We start from the raw sequence: 20,628 nt of genomic DNA, 5'->3' as shown, positions 1-20,628 counted from the left end.
TGTAGCATTTACCCCTGCAAATTAGGAAAAAGACTGTAAACTTCATTCTTTAAAAGCCCACTTCCTCCTCCATAATGATCGATCACTTTAACATCTTTATCTAATCCGGCGCAAAATGCTTTGATATTTTTCTCAAAATCATCCTCCAAACCTGAGCTTAAAAGGACAATATCCACTGTATTTTCTTTTATATATTCATAGCAGAAATTTTCATCACTTTGTATTTCAGCCGTCCAGCCTTCATTATTTTCTATAATTCTTTTTAAAGTATCCAGAATTTCCTGATTCTTTCCAATAACTAAAAAATGTAATGTTTTCATCTTGTTCAAGGTTTAAAGTTTAAAGTTCAAGGTTTAGGGTTTAAGGTTGAGTGTTTATATTGTTTGAATAAAGGGTAAAAGATAGATGAAATTACTCTGATCCTCTCAAACCCTCCGACCCTCAAACTCACATCTTGCATCCGGAATCCTTCCTACAAATGTTTATTCCCCGTAATTTTCAGTTCATTAAGATCCAGTTGGGATTCTGCTTTTCTGATTTCATCATCACTGAAGAGTTTTTCGCGCTTCATTTTAAACAGCTCCTTTCTCTGCAGGGCAAATATATCCAGCATTACTTTGTGATATTCTGCCATATCATTTTGTCTGTTCGTACACATTTCAATAGAGCTTAAATGATTCTGATGGAGTTTGATATCATTTTCCAATGCTTTTTTAAGATTTTCAAGCAGGTTATTGCTTTTCACTGCATCATTATACTCATGGTCAAGTTTATGAACGGCAAGCCTATCCAGCCTCATCTGAATTCCTGCCTGCTGTTCGTGGGAAGGAAGAATGGGATCAATCTCTCCAATCTTTGTTAATTTAATTACCAAAGGCAATGTCAGTCCCTGAAATACCAGTGTCACAAAAATGACTACGAATGTGATAAAAATGATCAGGTTTCTCATCGGGAATTCCGCCTGAGTATTCATCATAACCGGAATTGAAAGGGCTGTTGCCAGAGAAACAACTCCTCTCATTCCTGCCCAGCCTATAATTAGAGGGTTTTTCCATCCCGGACTAGGATCACGACGGGCTTTTTCACTGAACCATCTTGGAAGATGAGCCACAGGATAAATCCACAACAAACGTACTACAATGACAATCAAACTGATAATTAAACCATATTTGATTCCTTCCATCAAAGAAATTTCCCCCAATCCATTGATGATATCCGGAAGTTCGAGCCCTATTAATACAAAAACCAGAGCATTCATCACAAAAATAAGGGTGTTCCAGACTCCTGTCATGTTAATTCTTGTGGTTCCTGTTTTAAAAATTTCATGAGCACGGAAAGACATAAACAATCCTCCGCTTACCACCGCCATCACCCCCGAAAAATGAAAATGTTCCGCAGAAAGAAACAAAATATAAGGAGTCATTACGGTAAGAGCCGCATCAATGGCTGGTGTTGTAGGTAAAAAACGGTGAATGGCATAGAAAATATGAGCTCCTGCAATTCCTATGACCACACCCATTCCTGCTACCAGAAAGAACTGTCCTGTTGCTTCATGCATTGAAAAAGCACCTGTCATTACTGCTGCCAGAGCAAATCTGAAAACAATAAGTGAAGAGGCATCATTAATCAAACTTTCTCCTTCCAGTATGGCGATTGTACGTTTTGGAACTTTTAACCCCTTTAAAACTGTAGTGGCGGCAACTGCATCTGGTGGCGAAACAATTCCTCCCAATAAAAAACCTAATGCCAGTGTAAAACCCGGGATCAGCATTTGTGAAGTATAAGCAACGACCAGAGAAGTCAGAAATACCAGTCCAAAAGCCAAAAGGCTGATGGGGCGTTTCCATTTCCAGAAATCATTCCATGAGGTATACCAGGCTGCTTCGTATAAAAGAGGAGGTAAAAAAATTAAAAATATAATTTCGGGATCCAGTTTTAAAACAGGAACTCCGGGAATAAGGCTGATTCCCAAACCGGCAAGAACCAGAAAAATGGGATAGGCAATTTTAATCCGCTGCGCCAGCATAACCAGCAGCATGACCAGTAATAAAAGGCCTAATATTAAGAGGAGTTGTTCGTGCATGTTTTTTAGAAGTTAGAAATTAGAGGCTAGAGGTTAGTTTTTAGATTCTGGTTATTTAGGTTTGGGCTAAAGCCAGTGGATTGATTATTTATTATAAGGCGGGCTAAAGCCCACCGCTATTGAATTGTCATTGTTTTAAAATCCCAATTATAAAGATTAACCACAAAAGTCACAAAGTTTTTATTTTAAAATGTTTATAAAGTTTAATAGCATACAATATAAAGATCACATGAGAGAAAAATCAAAGATTTTTATAAAACTTAAATGTTCTTTTCAGGAACTCGATATTTACTTATCAAATCTTTTGTGATTTTTGTGGTTAAATTATTTAAATATCACTGAATTAGCTATTTCAATTTCTTCCTCATTAATAGAGTGACCAAAGTTAGCATATACTTTTTCTGTTACTTCCGCATTCATTTCTCGTAAAATATTGGCTGTAGCATATACTCTTTCTACAGGTACATGAAAATCCGGATTGCTGGTTCCCAGAAAAATTGGGGTTCCGGCAAAGTCGCCTTTATAGTTTTCACGATTAATTTTATCTCCTATTACCCCACCGATAATAGCTGCTGCTCCACCGAATTTCTGCGCATTACGGGCTAAAAATTCAAGGGTAAGGCAGGCTCCCTGAGAAAATCCGAAAAAGTATATATTTTCAGGTTGAATTCCGGCTTTTACTGCGGCTTTTACTGTTTCATCAACTATTTCAAGGGCTGATGATAACCATGGTTCATTTTGTTCCACGGGTGCTATAAATGAGAAGGGATACCAGGTGTGATTCAGTGCCTGTGGCGCTAGCAGTGCATAATCTTTTACATTTAAATGCTGTGATAAACTCAGAATATCCTGAGCACTTCCTCCACGCCCATGAATCATAATCAAAACTTTTTCTGCCTGATTCAATGGTACTCCTGCTGTTTTTATATTTAAAATATGACTCATTATTTCTATCTGAATTTTTCTGTTGGATAATTAATTACGGGAAGAACTTCTGCCAGACGTTCTCTTCTTTTTTCAAACTGCGGTGGCAACTGCAGATCTTCTCCTAAAAACGCTGCTTCTTCATCTACATCGAATCCCGGGCCGGAAGTGGCAATTTCAAATAAAACACCTCCAGGTTCTTTAAAATATACTGATGTAAAGTATTTTCTGTCCTTCACTTCAGTATGTTCCAATCCGTATGCATTTAATTTTTTCACCATTTCAAGCTGAGACGCTGCATCCGGAGTGGCAAAAGCTACATGATGAACAGTACCTCTTCCTGCCAATCCTTTCAATGCACTAGGTGTAGACAGCAGATCTACATATTTTCCCGGCAAATTCTCGGTTCCCAACCTTAGTCTGTCAGGAGTTTCCTTAATCACTTTATGATCCATCTGAGTGGTCAGAAGAGCCGCCGTTCTTTCATAGGCATCCTGCCAGATTTCTACGTGATGGATTCCTTTGACAGCATAGTCTTTAGGAATATACCCATTGTAATATCCTTTTCTTTCGTCTTTATCATTAAACACCAACTCCAGTCCTAGCCCGTCAAAATCTTCAAGATAAATAAAAACTTCATCAGAAAATCTTTGCTGCGGTTGTTTGAAAGGAATATTAAACTGCTCGAGACGGTTCATCCAATAATCCAGAGCTTCTAAAGAAACTGAAAAAGCAGTGGTATTGAGCATTCCTTTACCATGTCTTCCATTGATCAGATCTTTGCCATAAGGAAAAGTGGTCATAATGGTTCCCGGTGTTCCGTATTCGTCACCGAAATAAAAATGGTAAACATCTGAGTAATCGAAATTAACCGTTTTTTTAACTAAACGAAGTCCTAAAACTCCCGTGTAAAAGTCTATATTTTCCTGTGCATTGCCGGTAATTGCCGTAACATGATGCAGTCCTGTGATAAGTTTCATTGTGTTGAAATTGTTAATTGGTTATGATGATGGAAGGCGAGATTCGGAATTCGGGTTGATAAGTTAGAAAGTAGTTTTTATGCATCGTTTGCCTTTCACTTCTATTTTTTAGCTCAAGACGCTCAAACTCACTACAGTTCTTCCTTCATCCAGACATCGTTATATTCTTCCGGGTGGCGTTTGAACTGAGCGTGAACATACGGACACAACGGTACAATTTTCAAATCATTTTCTCTTGCATAGGAAACCAGTCTTTCCAGTAAAATTTTCGCGAAACCTTTTCCTTCATATTCCTGATTTACTTCGGTATGGTAAACTGTCAGCTTTTTTCCAATGACTGATATATCCATTTTTCCTGCTTTATGGTCGTCTGAGAAAAGTTGAATTTCTCCTTTTCTTCCTTCTAAAACTATTTCTGTTCTTTCCATTTTTTATATTTTTATTTTGTATTCAATAGTAAGTAAATTTTAACACAAAGATTTAATAATAGTAATGCATATTTTAAGTGAGCTAAGAATGGAATCAGCAAATTGATCCGATGAAGCGTACTGTTATGATTACCTATAATAAACTTACTTTCTTTAATTGTGTATGGGTAATTTCTTAATTCAAAATTAGCATCTTTATCAGTACTGACCGATGATCTATGATAAGTTCGGCAGGGCTCCTTCTATTTTGTCACGCATTCCTTCGTATTGAACGGGAAGTTTCAGATTTGTGCCCAATTCATTCAAAGGTTCGTCTACGGTGAATCCCGGATTATCGGTTGCTATTTCAAACAATACACCACCAGGCTCACGGAAATATAATGAATAGAAGTAATCCCTGTTGATCTTCGGAGTAATGCTCAAACCAGCTGATAACGCTTTCTCACGATATTCCATCAGAACAGTATCATCTTTCACTCTGAATGCAATGTGGTGATTGGTTCCGGCAGCATTTCTTCCGGCAGGAATGGTATCATTTTCAATAATATCCACAAGATTGGCAGTATCAATTGCATCCGTTGCCAATCTGTATCTTTCTCCCTCTTGTTTCTGCAAATCGTATCCTAAAATATCCGTCAGAACTTTGAGGGTAGGATCTGCTTTTTTTAAGGTTAAAGTAACATTATGGAAACCTTTCAAAGCATTTTCATCTTTGATATCATCTGTTGTCCATACTTTTCTGTTGTCTTCACTAAGCGGTTCGATCAACTGTAACTGAAGCCCGTCCGGATCTTTAAAAGAAATCATTTTTTCTCCGAAGATTTCGCCCTCTTCTGTAGCTACATGTAAGCTTTGTAAATGATTTTTCCAGAATTCAAGACTTCCTTTAGGTACTGAATATCCAATATGAGTAGCCATTCCGCTTCCATTATTTCCTTTTCCTATTCCTTCCCACGGAAAGAAAGTAAGAATGGTTCCCGGTGTTCCTTCTTCATTTCCGAAATAGAAGTGATACGTTCCCGGATCATCAAAATTCACCGTTTTTTTCACAAGTCTTACTCCTAAAACCTTTGTATAAAAATCTAAATTTCTTTTGGCATTGTCTGCTATTGCAGTAATATGATGCAGACCTAATATTCTATTGTCCATGTCTTTAATTTTGATGCTAAATTACACTGAACAGAAATCCTGTGCATTTAACTAGTTTAATAAATCAAAAAGGTCCAATGATCTTGTCCTTTTGATCTGATGATTATTTAATTTAAAATTCACAGATTTGTTGGAAATTCAAGCAATACATAAAGTAAGGTTTATAAATAATCTACAAAATAAAAATGCACCAGAATAAATTTCTATCTATTTCATCCATGACAATATAAAAATTATTTAATTCTTATAAATTTCAATTTATATTACATTTTTAATAATTAGAAATAAATGATATTTTCTCTATTTTTTGAAATAAAAGGCATTAAAAACATTTTTCAAATTAAAATAAATGAGTGAATTTAAAATTATAAAATACTAATAAACAGCAATTTAAATCATTAACAATAAATTAATATTTAAAATACCTACTTTTTTAGTAGACTAATAGAAATTAAATTATATATTTGCAAACGTATTCAGGAAATAAAACAAAATGAAGACAAAATCAAACAATAATACAATTAAGAAACATACCATCAAAAATATGATGAAGGATATCTGTATGCCTATACATCAAGAATACTGTGGTTGACCTTACTTTTATATAGATATATTTTCAAAAAGGCTTTACCACGTGGTAGAGCCTTTTTTATTGAACACAACAACATCAAAAAAATAAAAATGAGCAATTCTAAAAACAAATGGTTGATTCCATTGGCTTTTACAAACATCTATGTGATATGGGGAATTACGTTTTTAGCTATTTCATTTGGCCTAAAAGGTTTTCCGCCATTCATTCTTTCAGGATTAAGATTTCTGGTTGCCGGAATTCTGATGATAGGATATCTTCTTTCTAAAGGAGAAAAAGCAAATTCTCTGATCAACTGGAAGAAAAATGCAATTACCGGTATTCTTATTCTTACCGGAGGAACCGGGCTTGTAGCCTGGGGAGAACAATATATAACGGCTTCTGAGGCGGCTATTTCTATTGCCACCGGCCCGTTCTGGTTTATTGCTATCGACAGAAAAAACTGGAAATATTATTTTTCGGATAAATTCATTCCTATAGGATTGGCCATTGGATTTGCAGGATTGGTGATGTTTTTAAAAGGCAGTGTAAACTCAAATGCTGCTCATGCTATTGCTAATGAAAATCTCCGTATAACTGCGTTTGTCGTATTGGGATTAAGCTCCATCGCATGGGTATTGGGTTCTTTATATTCAAAGAAAAATCCGGCTTCTCAATCTACATTTATGAATATTGCCCAACAGCTTATCGTAGCAGGATTAGCCTCCTTTCTCATTGCTTTTTTCAGAAAAGAATGGACTGATTTTTCAGTTTCTGCTGTTCCGTTATCGGCATGGTTTGGGGTTCTATTTTTGATCTTCTTTGGATCCATAGTCGCTTATTTGTCGTACATTTGGCTTCTGTCCGTAAAACCCGCTGCCTTGGTAAGCACCCATACCTACATCAATCCTATTGTAACAGTGATTGCAGGCTGGATTATTGCCAACCAAAGCATCAATGGAGGTCAGCTGTACGGTTTATTCGTTATATTGCTGGGAGTACTTCTAACGAATGTCACCAAGTATTTCAGACTTTCAAAACGGTCCAAGGTCAAAATCAGAAGAGTAAGGAGATTTTTTAACAGAACAGGCAGACCATATCAGCCTATTTAAAAAGTATATAAAATCAGAATGATAGAAATCAGAAACATATCAAAAACATTTCATCAGAAAAAACAGTCTTTTAAAGCACTGGATAAGGTAAGTCTTACCATAGATAAAGGAGATATCGTAGGAATTATAGGATTTTCGGGTGCAGGAAAAAGTACCCTGATCCGTACGGTAAATCTATTGGAAAGACCGGATGAAGGACAGATTATCATTAATGGAAAAGATTTTACCCAACTGAGTTCTAAACAACTGGCTGAGGAGCGTAAAAAAATCGGAATGATCTTCCAGCATTTCAATCTTCTTTCTTCGAGAACTGTTTTTGATAATGTAGCGCTTCCTCTTGAACTGGACCATACCAGCAAGGACGAAATCAACAGAAAAGTTAATGAATTACTGAAGATTGTAGGACTTGAAGATAAAGCCAACGATTATCCTAAAAGCCTTTCCGGAGGGCAGAAACAAAGAGTTGCCATTGCAAGGGCTTTGGCCAATGATCCTCACCTTCTGCTTTGTGATGAAGCCACCAGCGCACTGGATCCTGCTACCACGCAGTCTATTCTGCAGCTTTTAAGAGATATCAATCAGAGACTGGGAATTACCATCCTTTTAATTACCCACGAAATGGAAGTGATCAAAGCGGTCTGCAACCATGTAGCCGTGATCGACAAAGGAAAATTATTAACAAAAGGTACATTAAGCGAGATTATTTCGGATAAAGAAAACCCGATAATCCGCCAATTTATAAATTCAGACATCATGACCCTGCCACAGGAATTCATTAGCAGACTGCAGAAAGAACCTAAAGAAGGTTTATTTCCGCTGGTCGAAATAGAACTTAACGAAAACATCAGTGTTGAACAAATTCTTTCAACGCTGTACAACCAATATAAAATCCCTTATAAATTGTTAAAAGCAGATGTAGAGTATTTTGGAGATTCCAATTTCGGGAAATTGCTGCTGCAGCTTCAGGGTGAAACTGAAGAAAACCAACAGGCGATCTATTATTTCAACCAAAATAAAATTCAAAATACAGTAAAAGGATATGCTTAGTGATACGGTAATTGCCCTTTTGGCAAAAGGAACCTGGGAAACGGTTTATATGACATTTTTATCCGGATTTTTTGGATTTGTACTGGGTCTTCCGGTAGGAATTCTGTTATTTTTAACAAGAAAAGGCCAGCTGCTGGAAAATGTAGCCTATCATAGAGGGCTTTCTATTTTGGTTAATATTTTCCGTGCAATTCCCTTCATTATTCTAATTGTATGGATGATTCCTTTTACCAGAATTCTGGCAGGAACTTCCATTGGAGTAAATGCTGCTTTGGTTCCATTAAGTGTGGGTGCAGCTCCTTTTATTGCAAGACTTGTAGAAAACAGCCTTATTGAAGTTCCTCATGGTCTTATAGAAACAGCAAGAGCCTTGGGAGCTTCTCCATTACAGATTATCAGAAAAGTACTGCTTCCTGAAGCTCTTCCTTCATTAATCAATAATGCTACCATCACTTTGATTACCCTTGTAGGTTACTCAGCAATGGGTGGTGCCGTAGGTGCAGGTGGACTTGGACAGGTGGGCTACCAGTATGGATATATCGGATATGATATTGTCATTATGAATACGGTATTGATTCTGCTTGTACTTTTGGTTTTCTTCATCCAGTTTATGGGCGACAGATTGTCAAAAAGATTTGATCACAGGTAATTGGGTGAGAGTGTCGGAGGGTTTGAGAGTTGAGATTCGGGTTACTAGATGCGTGATGTGTGATCAGTATATATAAAATTTAATTAGAATGAAAAGAATAAAGATTTTTGGCTTATTGGCTGCTGGAATATTACTGTTCAACGCTTGTTCGGGAAGAAAAGATGATCCGAACTTTATCCGCGTAGGAATTACTTACGGCCCGGAACAGGAAATTGCCGAAGTGGCCAAAAAAGTAGCTAAAGATAAGTATAACCTGGAAGTGGAGCTTATCCCTTTCAACGATTATGTGGTTCCCAATGAAGCATTGACCAACGGAGATATTGATGCCAATGCCTTTCAGCATATTCCTTATTTAACAGAACAGTCAAAACAGAGAGGTTACAACCTTGTACCCGTAGGCAATACATTTGTTTATCCTATTGTAGCGTATTCAAAAAAGATTAATAATATCAGTCAGTTACAGGAAGGCAATACCATTGTAATTCCCAACGATCCTACCAATGGAGGACGCTCTTTACTGCTTCTGCAGAAAAGTGGTCTGCTGAAATTAAAAGCGGGTGTCGGGCTTTTACCTAAAGTGACTGACATTACAGAAAATCCTAACAATCTGAAAATTATGGAGATTGAAGGTGCCCAGATTCCAAGAGTGTTGGAAGACAGAGATGTTGTGGTTGGAATAATCAATAATAATTTTGCTGCTCAGGCAGGCTTGAATCAGGAAAAAGAAGGAATTCTTGTGGAAGATAAAGACTCACCGTATGTGAATGTGGTAGTTGCCAGACCAGATAATAAAAACAGCCAGAAAGTAAAAAACTTTGTAAAAGCCTATCAGTCTCCTGAAGTAGAAAAGAAAGCCAAAGAAATTTTTAAAGGAGGAGCTGTGAAAGGATGGGATTGATGAGTGAGAGGATTTGAGTGTGGGAGAGTTTGAGGGTTTGAGAGTATTAGAGTTGTCAGAGTGGATTCGGGATTCGGGGTACGGGTTTTCGGGATTCAAAGTATTGCTTTTTACTTGTATGCTTCTCTTCAGTTTTTTCGCATTTACCAATACAATATTTAATAAAAAGCTGTCTGCCATTAAGCAGGCAGTTTTTTTATTTGATAAAATTTTATTTTCTCAATTTGAGATAATAAAAAATTTTCTTTATTTTTGTTTTTAATCAAATAGAAAGGCATTATGTTAAAGAAAACCGTCATTATAAGTTTACTCACCTTTATTTCTGCTTCTTATATGGCTCAGACCAATACTACCATCCCCGTTTATTTAGATGAATCCAAACCTGTAGAACAGCGTATTCAGGATGCATTATCAAGAATGACACTGGAAGAAAAAGTGGCCATGCTGCATGCACAGTCGAAATTCAGTTCACCAGGTGTTCCAAGATTGGGAATTCCTGAATTCTGGACAACAGATGGTCCTCACGGAGTACGTCCTGAGGTAATGTGGGACGAATGGGATCAGGCCGGATGGACGAACGATTCTATCATCGCCTACCCTGCCCTAACTGCTTTATCCGCCACATGGAATAAAAAAATGTCATGGAATTATGGTAAAGCTTTGGGTGAAGAAGCCCGCTACAGAAAAAAAGATATTCTTCTGGGACCTGGAGTTAATATTTACAGAACTCCGCTGAATGGAAGAAATTTTGAATATATGGGTGAAGATCCTTATCTTACTTCAAAGATGGTAGTGCCTTACATTAAAGGAGTACAGTCTAACGGCGTGGCAACTTCTGTAAAACATTTCGCCCTGAACAACCAGGAAATGTTCCGCCATACCAGCAATGTGAATGTAGACGACAGAGCTCTGTATGAAATTTATCTGCCACCTTTCAAAGCAGCCGTAACAGAAGGTGATTCCTGGACAATTATGGGTGCTTATGACATGTACAAAGGTCAGTATGCCAGCCAGAATCAGTATCTGTTAAATGATATTTTAAAGAAAGAATGGAATTATAAAGGGGTTGTAGTCTCTGACTGGGGTGCTGTAAACAATACGGAACAGGCTATTCATAACGGTCTTGATCTTGAATTCGGATCGTGGACTAACGGACTCTCCGCAGGAACTAAAAATGCCTATGACAATTACTATCTTGCTAAACCTTATCTTGATTTGATTAAAGCAGGAAAAGTAGGTACCCAGGAACTTGATGATAAGGTAACAAGACTTCTCCGTCTTGCCTATAAAACTACAATGAACCGCAACAAGCCTTTCGGAAATATTGCTTCTGAAGAGCATAAAGCGGTTGCCAAAGAAATTGGAGAAGAAGGAATTGTTTTATTAAAAAATCAGGGGAATGTTCTTCCTATTGATATTAATAAGGCTAAAAAGATTGCCGTTATCGGAGAAAATGCCATTAAAATAATGACGGTAGGCGGAGGTTCTTCATCCTTAAAAGTGAAATATGAAACCCTTCCTTTAGACGGAATCAAATCCAGATTTGGAAAACAGGCAGATGTACAATATGCAAGAGGTTATGTAGGTGACATCGGAGGAGAATACAACGGAGTAAAATCCGGACAGGATTTAAAAGATACCCGTTCTGCCGCTGAATTACTGAATGAAGCTGTGGAATTGGCAAAAAAATCGGATTATGTGATTTTCGTTGGCGGACTGAATAAAGCAGATTTTCAGGACAGTGAAGGAAACGACAGAAAAAGCTATGGCTTGCCTTACAATCAGGATCAAGTGATCTCTTCACTTGCAAAAGCAAATAAAAATCTTGCTGTGGTTCTCGTTTCCGGAAATGCCGTAGCTATGCCATGGATTAAAGAAGTTCCCACAGTTTTACAGTCCTGGTATCTGGGTTCTGAAGCAGGAAACTCTATTGCAGCTGTTTTAGCAGGAGATGCCAATCCATCAGGAAAGCTTCCGTTTACATTCCCAATAAAACTTGATGACAATTCAGCCCATCAGCTTGGAGAGTATCCAGGGCAAAAGGATGAGTTTGCAGCAGGAAAAGGTAAAGATCAGAAAAACCCTATCAATATTACTTACAACGAGAGTATTTTTGTAGGTTACCGCTGGCATGATACTAAGAATATAAAGCCTCTGTTCAGTTTCGGGCATGGGTTGAGCTATACCACGTTTGAATTCGGAAAAGCAAAAGCTGACCAGACAACGATATCACAGGATGGTACCATTACTTTTACCGTTACGGTTAAAAATACAGGTAAAAAAGCAGGTGCTGAAGTAGCCCAGCTTTATATCAGTGATTTGAAATCATCCGTTCCACGTCCTGCAAAAGAACTGAAAGGTTTTGAAAAAGTATATTTGAATCCTGGAGAACAGAAAGAAGTTACTTTCACCATTGATAAAACGGCTTTAAGTTATTTTGATGCTCAAAAACATGACTGGGTAGCTGAACCGGGAGACTTTGAAGCATTGATTGGAAATTCTTCCGATGCCATTAAGACGAAAGTGAAATTTACGCTTAAATAAAACTGAAAGTTAAGAGTACTAAACTCTATTTAATAATTATTTGATAGAATGCAAACAGATTCCAGATTGGGATCTGTTTTTTTATTCCTCCCTTTTTTATGCGTGCTAAACCTATCAGAGTTTTTCTAACGCAAAGTTTAAATAAAAAAAGTAACATTTTTTAAGGAAGCTAAGAAAGCAACTTTGTTGCTTAAGAAGGATTATGATTGTACGTTCGCTTAGAAAGAATCAATGTACTTGATTCAAAACTTTGCTGTCTTAAAATAATAAGAAATTCAGATAAGAGCTTTACGTTAAAATCTAATTATTTTTCTCCCACAGATTACAGTGATTGCACAGAGTTTTAAGACAAGCATAAAGATTATCTTTCACTACTTCCCTCTTCTAGCTTCTAGCTTCTAGCTTCTAGCTTCTAGCCAAAAATAAAAAGCAGATTCCAAATTGAAACCTGCTTTTATTTTTATCTAACAAATTTTGAATTACTTTCCTCCGCCACCGTTTTTCTCTACATCGGTTTTTGTATTTTCTTTTACCTTCTGATTTCCAAAACGCTTTACAAATGTAAGAGAAACACCATACCAGTCCCATTTTGAATATTCTCTGAAAGTTCCATCAGGGCTGTAAGTGGTATTATCACCATAAGGTCTCTTAAAAATATTCATCAGCTGCATGCTTAGTTCCATCTGGGTTTTCGGAAATATTTTAGTCACTGAAATATTATGGAAGACATTGGTATTATTCGCATATGAATTTCCGTTATTCTGATTGGCAAGCTCCATCCACGCACTCAGGTTAATATTTTTATTGAACAGATTGGTATAAGAAATATTCGCAGAGGCTCCCCAATAACTGATATAATCTTTGGCACCCAGCTTATTTTTCTCATTAAAATCCTTATTATTAATGTAATACCATCCAAATCCTGCATTCACATTCAGTTTATTTTTCAGGAAGTTCTGGTTGGTATTGGCAAACAGGTAATATTTTTCAACCTTTCCATCGAAGTTCCCTGGTAATGAAACTGTTCTTCCGTTTTCCGTTACATAGGTAGTCCAGTAATCCTGATTCGTGTGCATATATCTTGCAGAGATAAAGTATTTTTTCAGGATTCCCAATTTCAGATAAAGCCGGTCATTCGGATTGGGATTCAAATAAAGGTTTCCTCTGGAATAGGTTCCGTTAATTTCAGGCGTCACGAAAGGGTTAAACTCTGAATACCAAGGCCTCCAGATACTTCTGTTATAGGTAAGGCTCAGATCAAACTTCTCTGAAAAGCTGTATTTCAGCAATAAATTGGGAAGAAAAGTACCGTAAGAATCTCTTCTTTCTGTACCTGCTACATCCTGTCTTACTTTATAATCAATATATTCGTATCGGATTCCGATTCTGGTTTCCAGTTTTTCGAAAAATGTTTTGCTATAATTGGCATATAAAGAGCTCAGATGATCTTCATAATGGAATCTGTCGTTTTTGGAAAGATTAGCATATTCCGGTGTACCATTATCAATACTAAATCCATAGAGACTGTTAGGAATAACGTGATTGTTCAATTCGGTTTTTCCCCCTGCTTCCATGGTACCGCCTGTCTTACCAAAAGGATGGGTATAATCTATTTTCAGATAATAATTACGCATCTGATTTGAACTGATCGACCCCAGCTGCTGATTGGTTATCAAACCCTGCTTATTAATTTGCTTGTCAATCAAATTATCATTGTCATTACTGGAATAATTGGTTCCTAAATTAATATCTAAAATCCTATTCTTTTCTTTATCATAATATTTATAGAAAGCATTAGTACCAAGATTACGGCTGAATCCCCAGTTATTTTGGATTTGATGAAAAGATTCACCGGGATCTCCATCTTTTGTAGTCATCCCATCAGATTCTGCTGAAAGCAAATTCCTGTTCTGGGAATATTCCAATACAAGTCCGAAATTATTTTTGTCATTGATTTCAAATTCTGAAGTGGAAGAAAGAGATGGACTTTCATTTCTCATTACATTTTCCAGATTGAACTGAGTAAGTTTATTTTCAGCATATCGGTTATCCCATGTTTGATTCTTCTGCACATAAGTTCCGTTATTATAACTTCCGATAAAGGTTTGGGTAAATTTTTTCTTATGGTAATTCAGATTGAAATTCGTGTATTGTGAGTTTTTGGTACTTTGTCTGTTGTTGAGAGAGATACTTCCTTTTAGTCCTTCATCATCCCTTTTTTTAAGGACAATATTGATAACAGAACCGGAAGTTTCATAACGGGAAGACGGACTGGTAATCACTTCAATTTTCATAAGATTATCAGCAGGAATTGTTTTAAGATATTCCTTTAGTTCCTTCCCTGTAAAAACAGATTTCCTGTCATTGATATATACCGTAACCATTTGTCCCTCGGCTTTTACCTCATCATTGTTATCAATACTTACCAAAGGAGTCATTCTAAGAACATCCCATGTTGTATTTCCTGCCAGAATTGCACTATTTGCTACATTAAATACAGTTCTGTCTACTTTAGATTCTACGGTTGGTTTTCTGGCCACCAGAGTAACCGCTTCTATTTCTTTTGCATTTCCTTTTACAGTATCGTTGGCAGCCGGAGCTGGAGCCTGCTGGGCCATTACTAAGGAGCCTGTTAATATTGCTATAGGAAATAATATTCTCTTCATGTGAAATTATAGTTTTTCTATAAGACCACTATCTTCACAAGTTTGTTACATCAAAAAATAAAAAAAATTAAATAAAGATTTAATTCCCAGCAATATATCAACATTTAATGTAAACATAAATTAAAAATCAATACACATTTTTCAATAAACCAACGAAATACAAATCACTTCCATAATAAATAATCTTAAAAAAATATTTTATACGTAATTTAAATTTCACTTAAAAAAAATTGCAAAACCAATGCATATTACATAAATATTTTACTACCCCTATAACAAAAACAAATTTTTTACCCGCAGATTTCCTAAAAGCTGACCAATAAAAAAAGCCCGGATCTCACCCGGGCCGCTAGCAATAGCAAATTTACAAGGAATACTATTAAAAAATATAGGCTAGTTTACATTTTCAAAATAATGGATAACCCCCACTTCAGGCAGACGAAGGGGTTCTTTATTAAAATCAGACTCTCTGTTTTTACTGCTTTCCAGAAAAGAATTGCTGAAAAGTGCATAAGAAGGCTTTTCTGCCATTCCATTTTTCAAAAGCTGATGGGCTTCCACAATCGTTTTTCCATATAGCTTTCTGAAATTTCCAATATTGTATTGTGAAAAGGATCCATAATGCACAATAAATTTGAGAGCCAGATCAATGGTAGTGCTTAAACTTTTACTCAACTCCTCTATTTTCCTGTTGAAGGCACTTCTCATCTTCCACAGCATTTTTGAAATACTCTGATAAGACGGATTTTCATCATAACGGTAAAATAAAATGGCATCTCCCTCAATCTCGGAAATTTCAAAATACTGATCGTTCACATCAATCAGTGTAGACAATAACTGTCTTACAATATACTCGCCTGTATACAATTTTGTATTGAACACAAATTCGGTAAATCCGCTGAAATCCGGAATAAGAATGATCCCCTCTTGTATATTTGTCTTCATAATGATAATGGATTAAAAACCTGCTTCATCCTTACAGACGAAGCAGATTCAATTTTACTTTATTGCCACCCGCCTCCTACAGAACGGTAAAGTGCTGTAATAGCATTCAGTCTCTGGGTTTTCAGAGAAGCCAGTTCCAGTTCTGCCTGAAGTTTATTCGTTTGTGCGATAATCACTTCTACATAAGTTGCTGAATTATATTTAAATAACAGATCAGCCTTCTTCACTGCTTCTCCAGATTTCACGGCCAGCCCTTCTGCAATTTTCTGCTGTTCTTCCAGTTTTTGGATTTGTATCAGTGCATCAGAAACTTCTCCTACTGCTTTTAAAACAGACTGCTTGAAATTGAGTTCAGCCTGATCAGCAACTACTTTAGATTGTTCATATTGTGTTTTCAGCTGTTTCCCGTTCAGAATAGGCTGGGCTACAGCGCCTGCCACCATTCCGAAAAGCGATCCCGGAACACTGAACCATTTGCTGATCTGAAAGGCATTCACGCCTCCCTGCGCCGTAATATTCAGTGAAGGATACATGCTCATTTTCGCCACATGAATGGCTGCTGCACTTTTTCTTACTTCAAGTTCAGCTGTTTTGACATCCGGTCTGTAGCTCAATAATTCTGAAGGAATTCCTGCAGCAATATGATCCGGAGACTGTACATTATTCAGGCCTGCACTTCTTTCAATTTTCCCCGGCATAGAACCCGTTAGCAGGCTCAAAGCATTTTCCTGGGTTGTTACAGAACTTTCAATAGCCGGAATTGATTTCAGAATCTGATCTTTCACAATTTCCTGCTGTTGTACAGCCAATGCTGTAGTAAGCCCAAGCTCCTGCTGTTTGGTCAGAAACTTCAGCGTATTATCCGCATAAGCAAGATTGGATTTTGTAATTTCCAACTGAGTATCCAGCATCAAAAGGTTATAATATCCTTGTACTACAGCAGATACAACTTGTGTTTTCACTGCTTTTGCCGCTTCCTGTGTTTTAAGATATTCTGCTAAAGCCTGTTCCTTCCTTCCTTTAATCTTTCCCCAGATATCAGCTTCCCAGGAAAAACTCAAGGAAGTTGTATAATCTTCCATATACCTTTTTCCCATAAACTGTCCGGCCATCATTCCGTTCATACTGTTGTCTGAAGGACGGTTGATATTGGCATTGGCAGAAGCACTAACAGTCGGAATATTTGCCCATTTGCTCTGATTGTAAGCTAATGATGCAAATTCTATCTGTTTTAAAGCGACCTGAAGATCGTTATTTTGTACCATCGCTTTATCTATCAATCCTACAAGAACAGGATCTTTAAAAAAGTCTTTGTAGCTGATCTTCGCAATATTTTCATGAGAATCCGCTGCAATGCTGTCACTTCGGAAAGCTTCAGGCATTTTTACTTCAGGCTGTTCATATTTCTGAACTTTACAGGAGATTGCGGTTCCCGAAATGAATGCGATATATGCTATATTTTTAATTTTCATTGTTAAAATCATTTGAATTAATATTCCCAATCTGCATCGGTTACTACTTTTCCGTTGATTCTCTCATGCAATGCCTGGAATACCACAAAAAGAACAGGAACTACGAAAATTCCTAAGATCGTTCCGAAAAGCATCCCTGAAATGGCGGCATACCCAATAGAATGGTTACCCATTGCAGAAGGTCCAACCACAAAGATCAATGGGATCAATCCGGTAATAAATGCCAGAGAGGTCATCAAAATAGGACGTAAACGGGCTTTTGCTCCTTCCACCGCAGAGGCGATAAGACTTTTCCCTGCTCTACGTCTCTGAATCGCAAATTCCACGATCAGAATACCATTTTTTGCTAACAACCCAATCAACATCACCAAAGCAATCTGTACATAAATATTATTGGATAATTCCGCGAAGGTAATCCCCACAAATACTCCGGAAAGTCCCACCGGAATAGCAATCAATACAGCCAATGGAAGAATATAACTTTCATATTGAGCAGATAAAAGGAAGAATACAAACACGATACATAATCCGAAAATCATAACAGATTGTGAGCTTGAACCTGCTTCTTCGCGGCTCATTCCTTTATAATCGTAAGTATATCCCGGAGGAAGTACCTGCTTGCTCACTTCTTCAATGGCGGACATAGCCTGTCCGGTACTATATCCCGGAGCTGCCATTACTGTTAAATTGGATGAATTAAACAGGTTGAAACGATCCACCACCTCAGCTCCTGTTACCTGTTTCAGGCTTACCAATGTATTGACAGGAACCATCTGACCTAAGTTATTTTTAACGAAAATTCCGTTTAGGGATTCTTTATCTTGTCTTGTCTCTGGTGTAGACTGTACCAAAACTCTGTAATACTTTCCAAATCTATTGAAATCAGACGCCTGAATACTTCCGTAATATCCCTGCATTACTCCTAACACGTCAGAAACATTAACTCCCAGCTGGGCAGATTTCACTTCATCTACAAGCACTTCAAACTGCGGATACGTCACATCGAAAGTGGTAAATGCTACCGCTACTTCAGGTCGCTGCATCAAAGCGCCCATCATTCCGTAAGAGATATTTCCTAAATTCTGAAGTTCTCCGTTGGTACGGTCCTGAAGCACAAGCTCCATTCCACTCGTATTTCCGAAACCGTCTACCGTAGGCGTATTGATCACAAGGAAATTGGCTCTTTTATCCTGAGAAAGCATTCCCTGAGTTTGTCCTATGATATCATTGATATTATTGACAGGTCCTCTCTCGCCTCCTTTTTTCAATTTAACGAAAATAGAAGCAGCGGAAGATGACATGGAACCACTGAATAAGTTCAATCCGTCTACCGAAATCACTTTATCCACAGCAGGATTTTTCATCAGAAGATCTTCTGTGTCGGAGACTACTTTCGAGGTTCTGTCTTTTGATGCTCCCGGAGCAAGGTTCGCGGTTACAATGATAAAACTCTGGTCTTCATCCGGAATAAATCCTTTAGGCGTTGTCATAGACATCCACGCAAACAAACCTCCGAAAGCCACAATCATAACAAGTGCCACCCATTTTCTTTTCAAAAGGAACAGCACAGCTTTCCCATAGCGGAATGTCAGTTTATTAAAGCTGGCATTGAAACCTGCAAAGAAACGATCTTTGAAATTCATTTTTTCATGCGTTCCCGGATGGTGTTGTTTTAAGAATAAAGCACATAATGCCGGGCTCAATGTCAAGGCATTGATCGCTGAAATCACAATCGCGATAGCCAATGTCAAGGCAAACTGCTGGTAAAATAATCCCGTGGAACCACTCATAAAGGCTACCGGAACGAATACAGCAGACATGATTAATGTAATAGAAACAATGGCTCCTGTAATTTCACTCATCGCTGACATGGTAGCAGCTCTCGGATTGAGCTTTTTATGTTCCATTTTAGCATGAACCGCTTCCACCACTACAATAGCGTCATCCACTACAATACCAATGGCGAGCACCAAAGCAAACAACGTAAGAATATTAATAGAGAACCCAAAAACCTTCATAAAGAAGAACGTTCCTACAATAGATACCGGAACTGCAATAGCCGGAATCAACGTGGAGCGGAAATCCTGAAGGAAGATATACACCACGATGAATACCAGAATAAATGCTTCTATCAGAGTATGAATAACCTGCTCTATGGATTGATCCAGTGCATCTTTTGTAGCATAGGGAATTTCATAATCCATTCCGGCGGGAAAAGATTTTTCCAGTTCTTTCATTCTTTCCTGAAGCGCAATTTGTACTTCATTCGCATTCGATCCTGCCATCTGGAAGATCGCCATCGTTACGGATGCTTTTTTATTATAATTAGAAGATACCGTATAACTGTAGGCTCCAAATTCTACTTTGGCAATGTCTTTTAACTTTAATACAGATCCATCATTCAATGCTTTGATGGTAATGTTTTCATACTGCTCAGGTTCTGTAAATTTTCCTTTGTAGCGAAGAACATATTCCATCACTTCTTTACTTCTCTCTCCCAATCTTCCGGGTGCTGCTTCAAGGTTTTGAGTCTGAATAGCACGGGAAACATCAGAGGGTGTAAGATTGTAGGAAGTCAGTTTATTCGGATCCAGCCAGATACGCATGGAGTAATCTTTATTTCCATACACCATGGCATCTCCTACTCCTTTTACTCTTTTCAGTTCCGGAACAATGTTGATTTTCGCATAGTTTTCAAGGAAAAGGTCACTCATCGTACCATCTTTACTGGTCAGAGAGACCATCGCAATCATACTGTTCTGTCTTTTCACGGTGGTGATTCCTGCCTGGATTACCTCTGCAGGAAGCTGGTTGGTCACCTGTGCCACTCTGTTCTGAACGTTAATGGCGGCCTGATCCGGATCTGTTCCTAATTTAAAGATAACAGTTATACTCAATGTACCGTCATTACTTGCTGTAGAAGTAATATAGTCCATATTTTCCACACCATTGATGGCATTTTCCAATGGCGGTGCTACTGACCTGGCAATTGTTTCGGCATTAGCTCCCGGATAGGCAGCTGTTACCATAACGGTAGGAGGTGCGATGTCCGGAAATTTTGTAATCGGAAGGCTTACCATCCCGACGATCCCCAGAATTACAAGCAATACGGAAATAACCGTTGCCAGTACGGGTCTTTTTATAATTTTCTTTAACATGACTT

15 protein-coding genes are annotated in these 20,628 nt (G+C 37.6%); 5 read left to right on the top strand and 10 right to left on the bottom strand.

What is annotated here, in order from left to right:
- Window positions 1-8: 8 nt before the first annotated feature.
- The 6 genes from JOE44_RS24800 to JOE44_RS24775 all read right to left on the bottom strand — a co-directional run bounded on the left by JOE44_RS24800 (window position 9) and on the right by JOE44_RS24775 (window position 5,564).
- A complete protein-coding gene (locus JOE44_RS24800) occupies window positions 9-320 on the bottom strand; it encodes a hypothetical protein (protein WP_209788932.1) in 312 nt (103 codons plus the stop codon).
- Window positions 321-472: 152 nt separating this feature from the next.
- Window positions 473-2,083: a Na+/H+ antiporter gene (locus JOE44_RS24795; RefSeq protein WP_209788930.1), complete on the bottom strand. Its 1,611-nt coding sequence runs from the start codon at window positions 2,081-2,083 to the stop codon at window positions 473-475.
- 324 nt (window positions 2,084-2,407) lie between these two features.
- Window positions 2,408-3,028: a dienelactone hydrolase family protein gene (locus tag JOE44_RS24790; protein ID WP_209788926.1), complete on the bottom strand. Its 621-nt coding sequence runs from the start codon at window positions 3,026-3,028 to the stop codon at window positions 2,408-2,410.
- A 5-nt stretch (window positions 3,029-3,033) separates the two neighbouring features.
- Window positions 3,034-3,987 carry a ring-cleaving dioxygenase gene (locus tag JOE44_RS24785; RefSeq protein ID WP_209788923.1) on the bottom strand — a complete coding sequence of 318 codons (954 nt, stop codon included), beginning with the start codon at window positions 3,985-3,987 and terminating at the stop codon, window positions 3,034-3,036.
- 131 nt (window positions 3,988-4,118) lie between these two features.
- Entirely contained in the window at window positions 4,119-4,415 is a 297-nt protein-coding gene (locus JOE44_RS24780; protein WP_209788920.1) for a GNAT family N-acetyltransferase, read from the bottom strand.
- Between the two features lie 216 nt (window positions 4,416-4,631).
- The gene (locus tag JOE44_RS24775) at window positions 4,632-5,564 is read right to left on the bottom strand and encodes a ring-cleaving dioxygenase (protein ID WP_209788917.1); all 933 of its coding nucleotides are present in this window, start codon (window positions 5,562-5,564) and stop codon (window positions 4,632-4,634) included.
- A 681-nt stretch (window positions 5,565-6,245) separates the two neighbouring features.
- Here JOE44_RS24775 and JOE44_RS24770 point away from each other — a divergent pair.
- The 5 genes from JOE44_RS24770 (at window position 6,246) to JOE44_RS24750 (ending at window position 12,382) form a co-directional block, all read left to right on the top strand.
- The gene (locus JOE44_RS24770) at window positions 6,246-7,244 is read left to right on the top strand and encodes an EamA family transporter (RefSeq protein WP_209788915.1); all 999 of its coding nucleotides are present in this window, start codon (window positions 6,246-6,248) and stop codon (window positions 7,242-7,244) included.
- An 18-nt stretch (window positions 7,245-7,262) separates the two neighbouring features.
- Entirely contained in the window at window positions 7,263-8,291 is a 1,029-nt protein-coding gene (locus JOE44_RS24765; protein WP_209788912.1) for an ATP-binding cassette domain-containing protein, read from the top strand.
- On the top strand, window positions 8,284-8,940 hold the full coding sequence (gene metI, locus JOE44_RS24760) for a methionine ABC transporter permease MetI (RefSeq protein ID WP_209788909.1): 657 nt from the start codon (window positions 8,284-8,286) through the stop codon (window positions 8,938-8,940). The genes JOE44_RS24765 and metI overlap by 8 nt, the downstream gene beginning before the upstream one ends.
- Before the next feature lie 88 nt (window positions 8,941-9,028).
- Window positions 9,029-9,838, top strand: a complete 810-nt coding sequence (metQ, locus tag JOE44_RS24755) for a methionine ABC transporter substrate-binding lipoprotein MetQ (RefSeq protein ID WP_209788907.1) — start codon at window positions 9,029-9,031, stop codon at window positions 9,836-9,838.
- A 279-nt stretch (window positions 9,839-10,117) separates the two neighbouring features.
- Entirely contained in the window at window positions 10,118-12,382 is a 2,265-nt protein-coding gene (locus JOE44_RS24750; RefSeq protein WP_209788904.1) for a glycoside hydrolase family 3 C-terminal domain-containing protein, read from the top strand.
- A 479-nt stretch (window positions 12,383-12,861) separates the two neighbouring features.
- On the opposite strand, the gene JOE44_RS24745 is transcribed toward JOE44_RS24750, so the two are convergent.
- From JOE44_RS24745 to JOE44_RS24730, 4 genes are all read right to left on the bottom strand, one after another.
- A complete protein-coding gene (locus tag JOE44_RS24745; RefSeq protein ID WP_209788901.1) occupies window positions 12,862-15,048 on the bottom strand; it encodes an outer membrane beta-barrel family protein in 2,187 nt (728 codons plus the stop codon).
- 393 nt (window positions 15,049-15,441) lie between these two features.
- Window positions 15,442-15,993, bottom strand: coding sequence for a DUF2652 domain-containing protein (locus JOE44_RS24740; protein ID WP_105680862.1), 552 nt, complete (start codon window positions 15,991-15,993; stop codon window positions 15,442-15,444).
- Window positions 15,994-16,052: 59 nt separating this feature from the next.
- A complete protein-coding gene (locus JOE44_RS24735) occupies window positions 16,053-17,465 on the bottom strand; it encodes a TolC family protein (RefSeq protein WP_245169860.1) in 1,413 nt (470 codons plus the stop codon).
- A gap of 17 nt (window positions 17,466-17,482) precedes the next feature.
- Window positions 17,483-20,623, bottom strand: coding sequence for an efflux RND transporter permease subunit (locus JOE44_RS24730; protein ID WP_209788895.1), 3,141 nt, complete (start codon window positions 20,621-20,623; stop codon window positions 17,483-17,485).
- Window positions 20,624-20,628: the final 5 nt, after the last annotated feature.

This window comes from Chryseobacterium sp. PvR013, assembly GCF_017833095.1.
In the GTDB taxonomy this organism is placed as follows: domain Bacteria; phylum Bacteroidota; class Bacteroidia; order Flavobacteriales; family Weeksellaceae; genus Chryseobacterium; species Chryseobacterium culicis_A.
The sequence above is the reverse complement of the archived record's forward strand: the minus strand, read 5'-3'. Positions and strand labels throughout refer to the sequence as shown.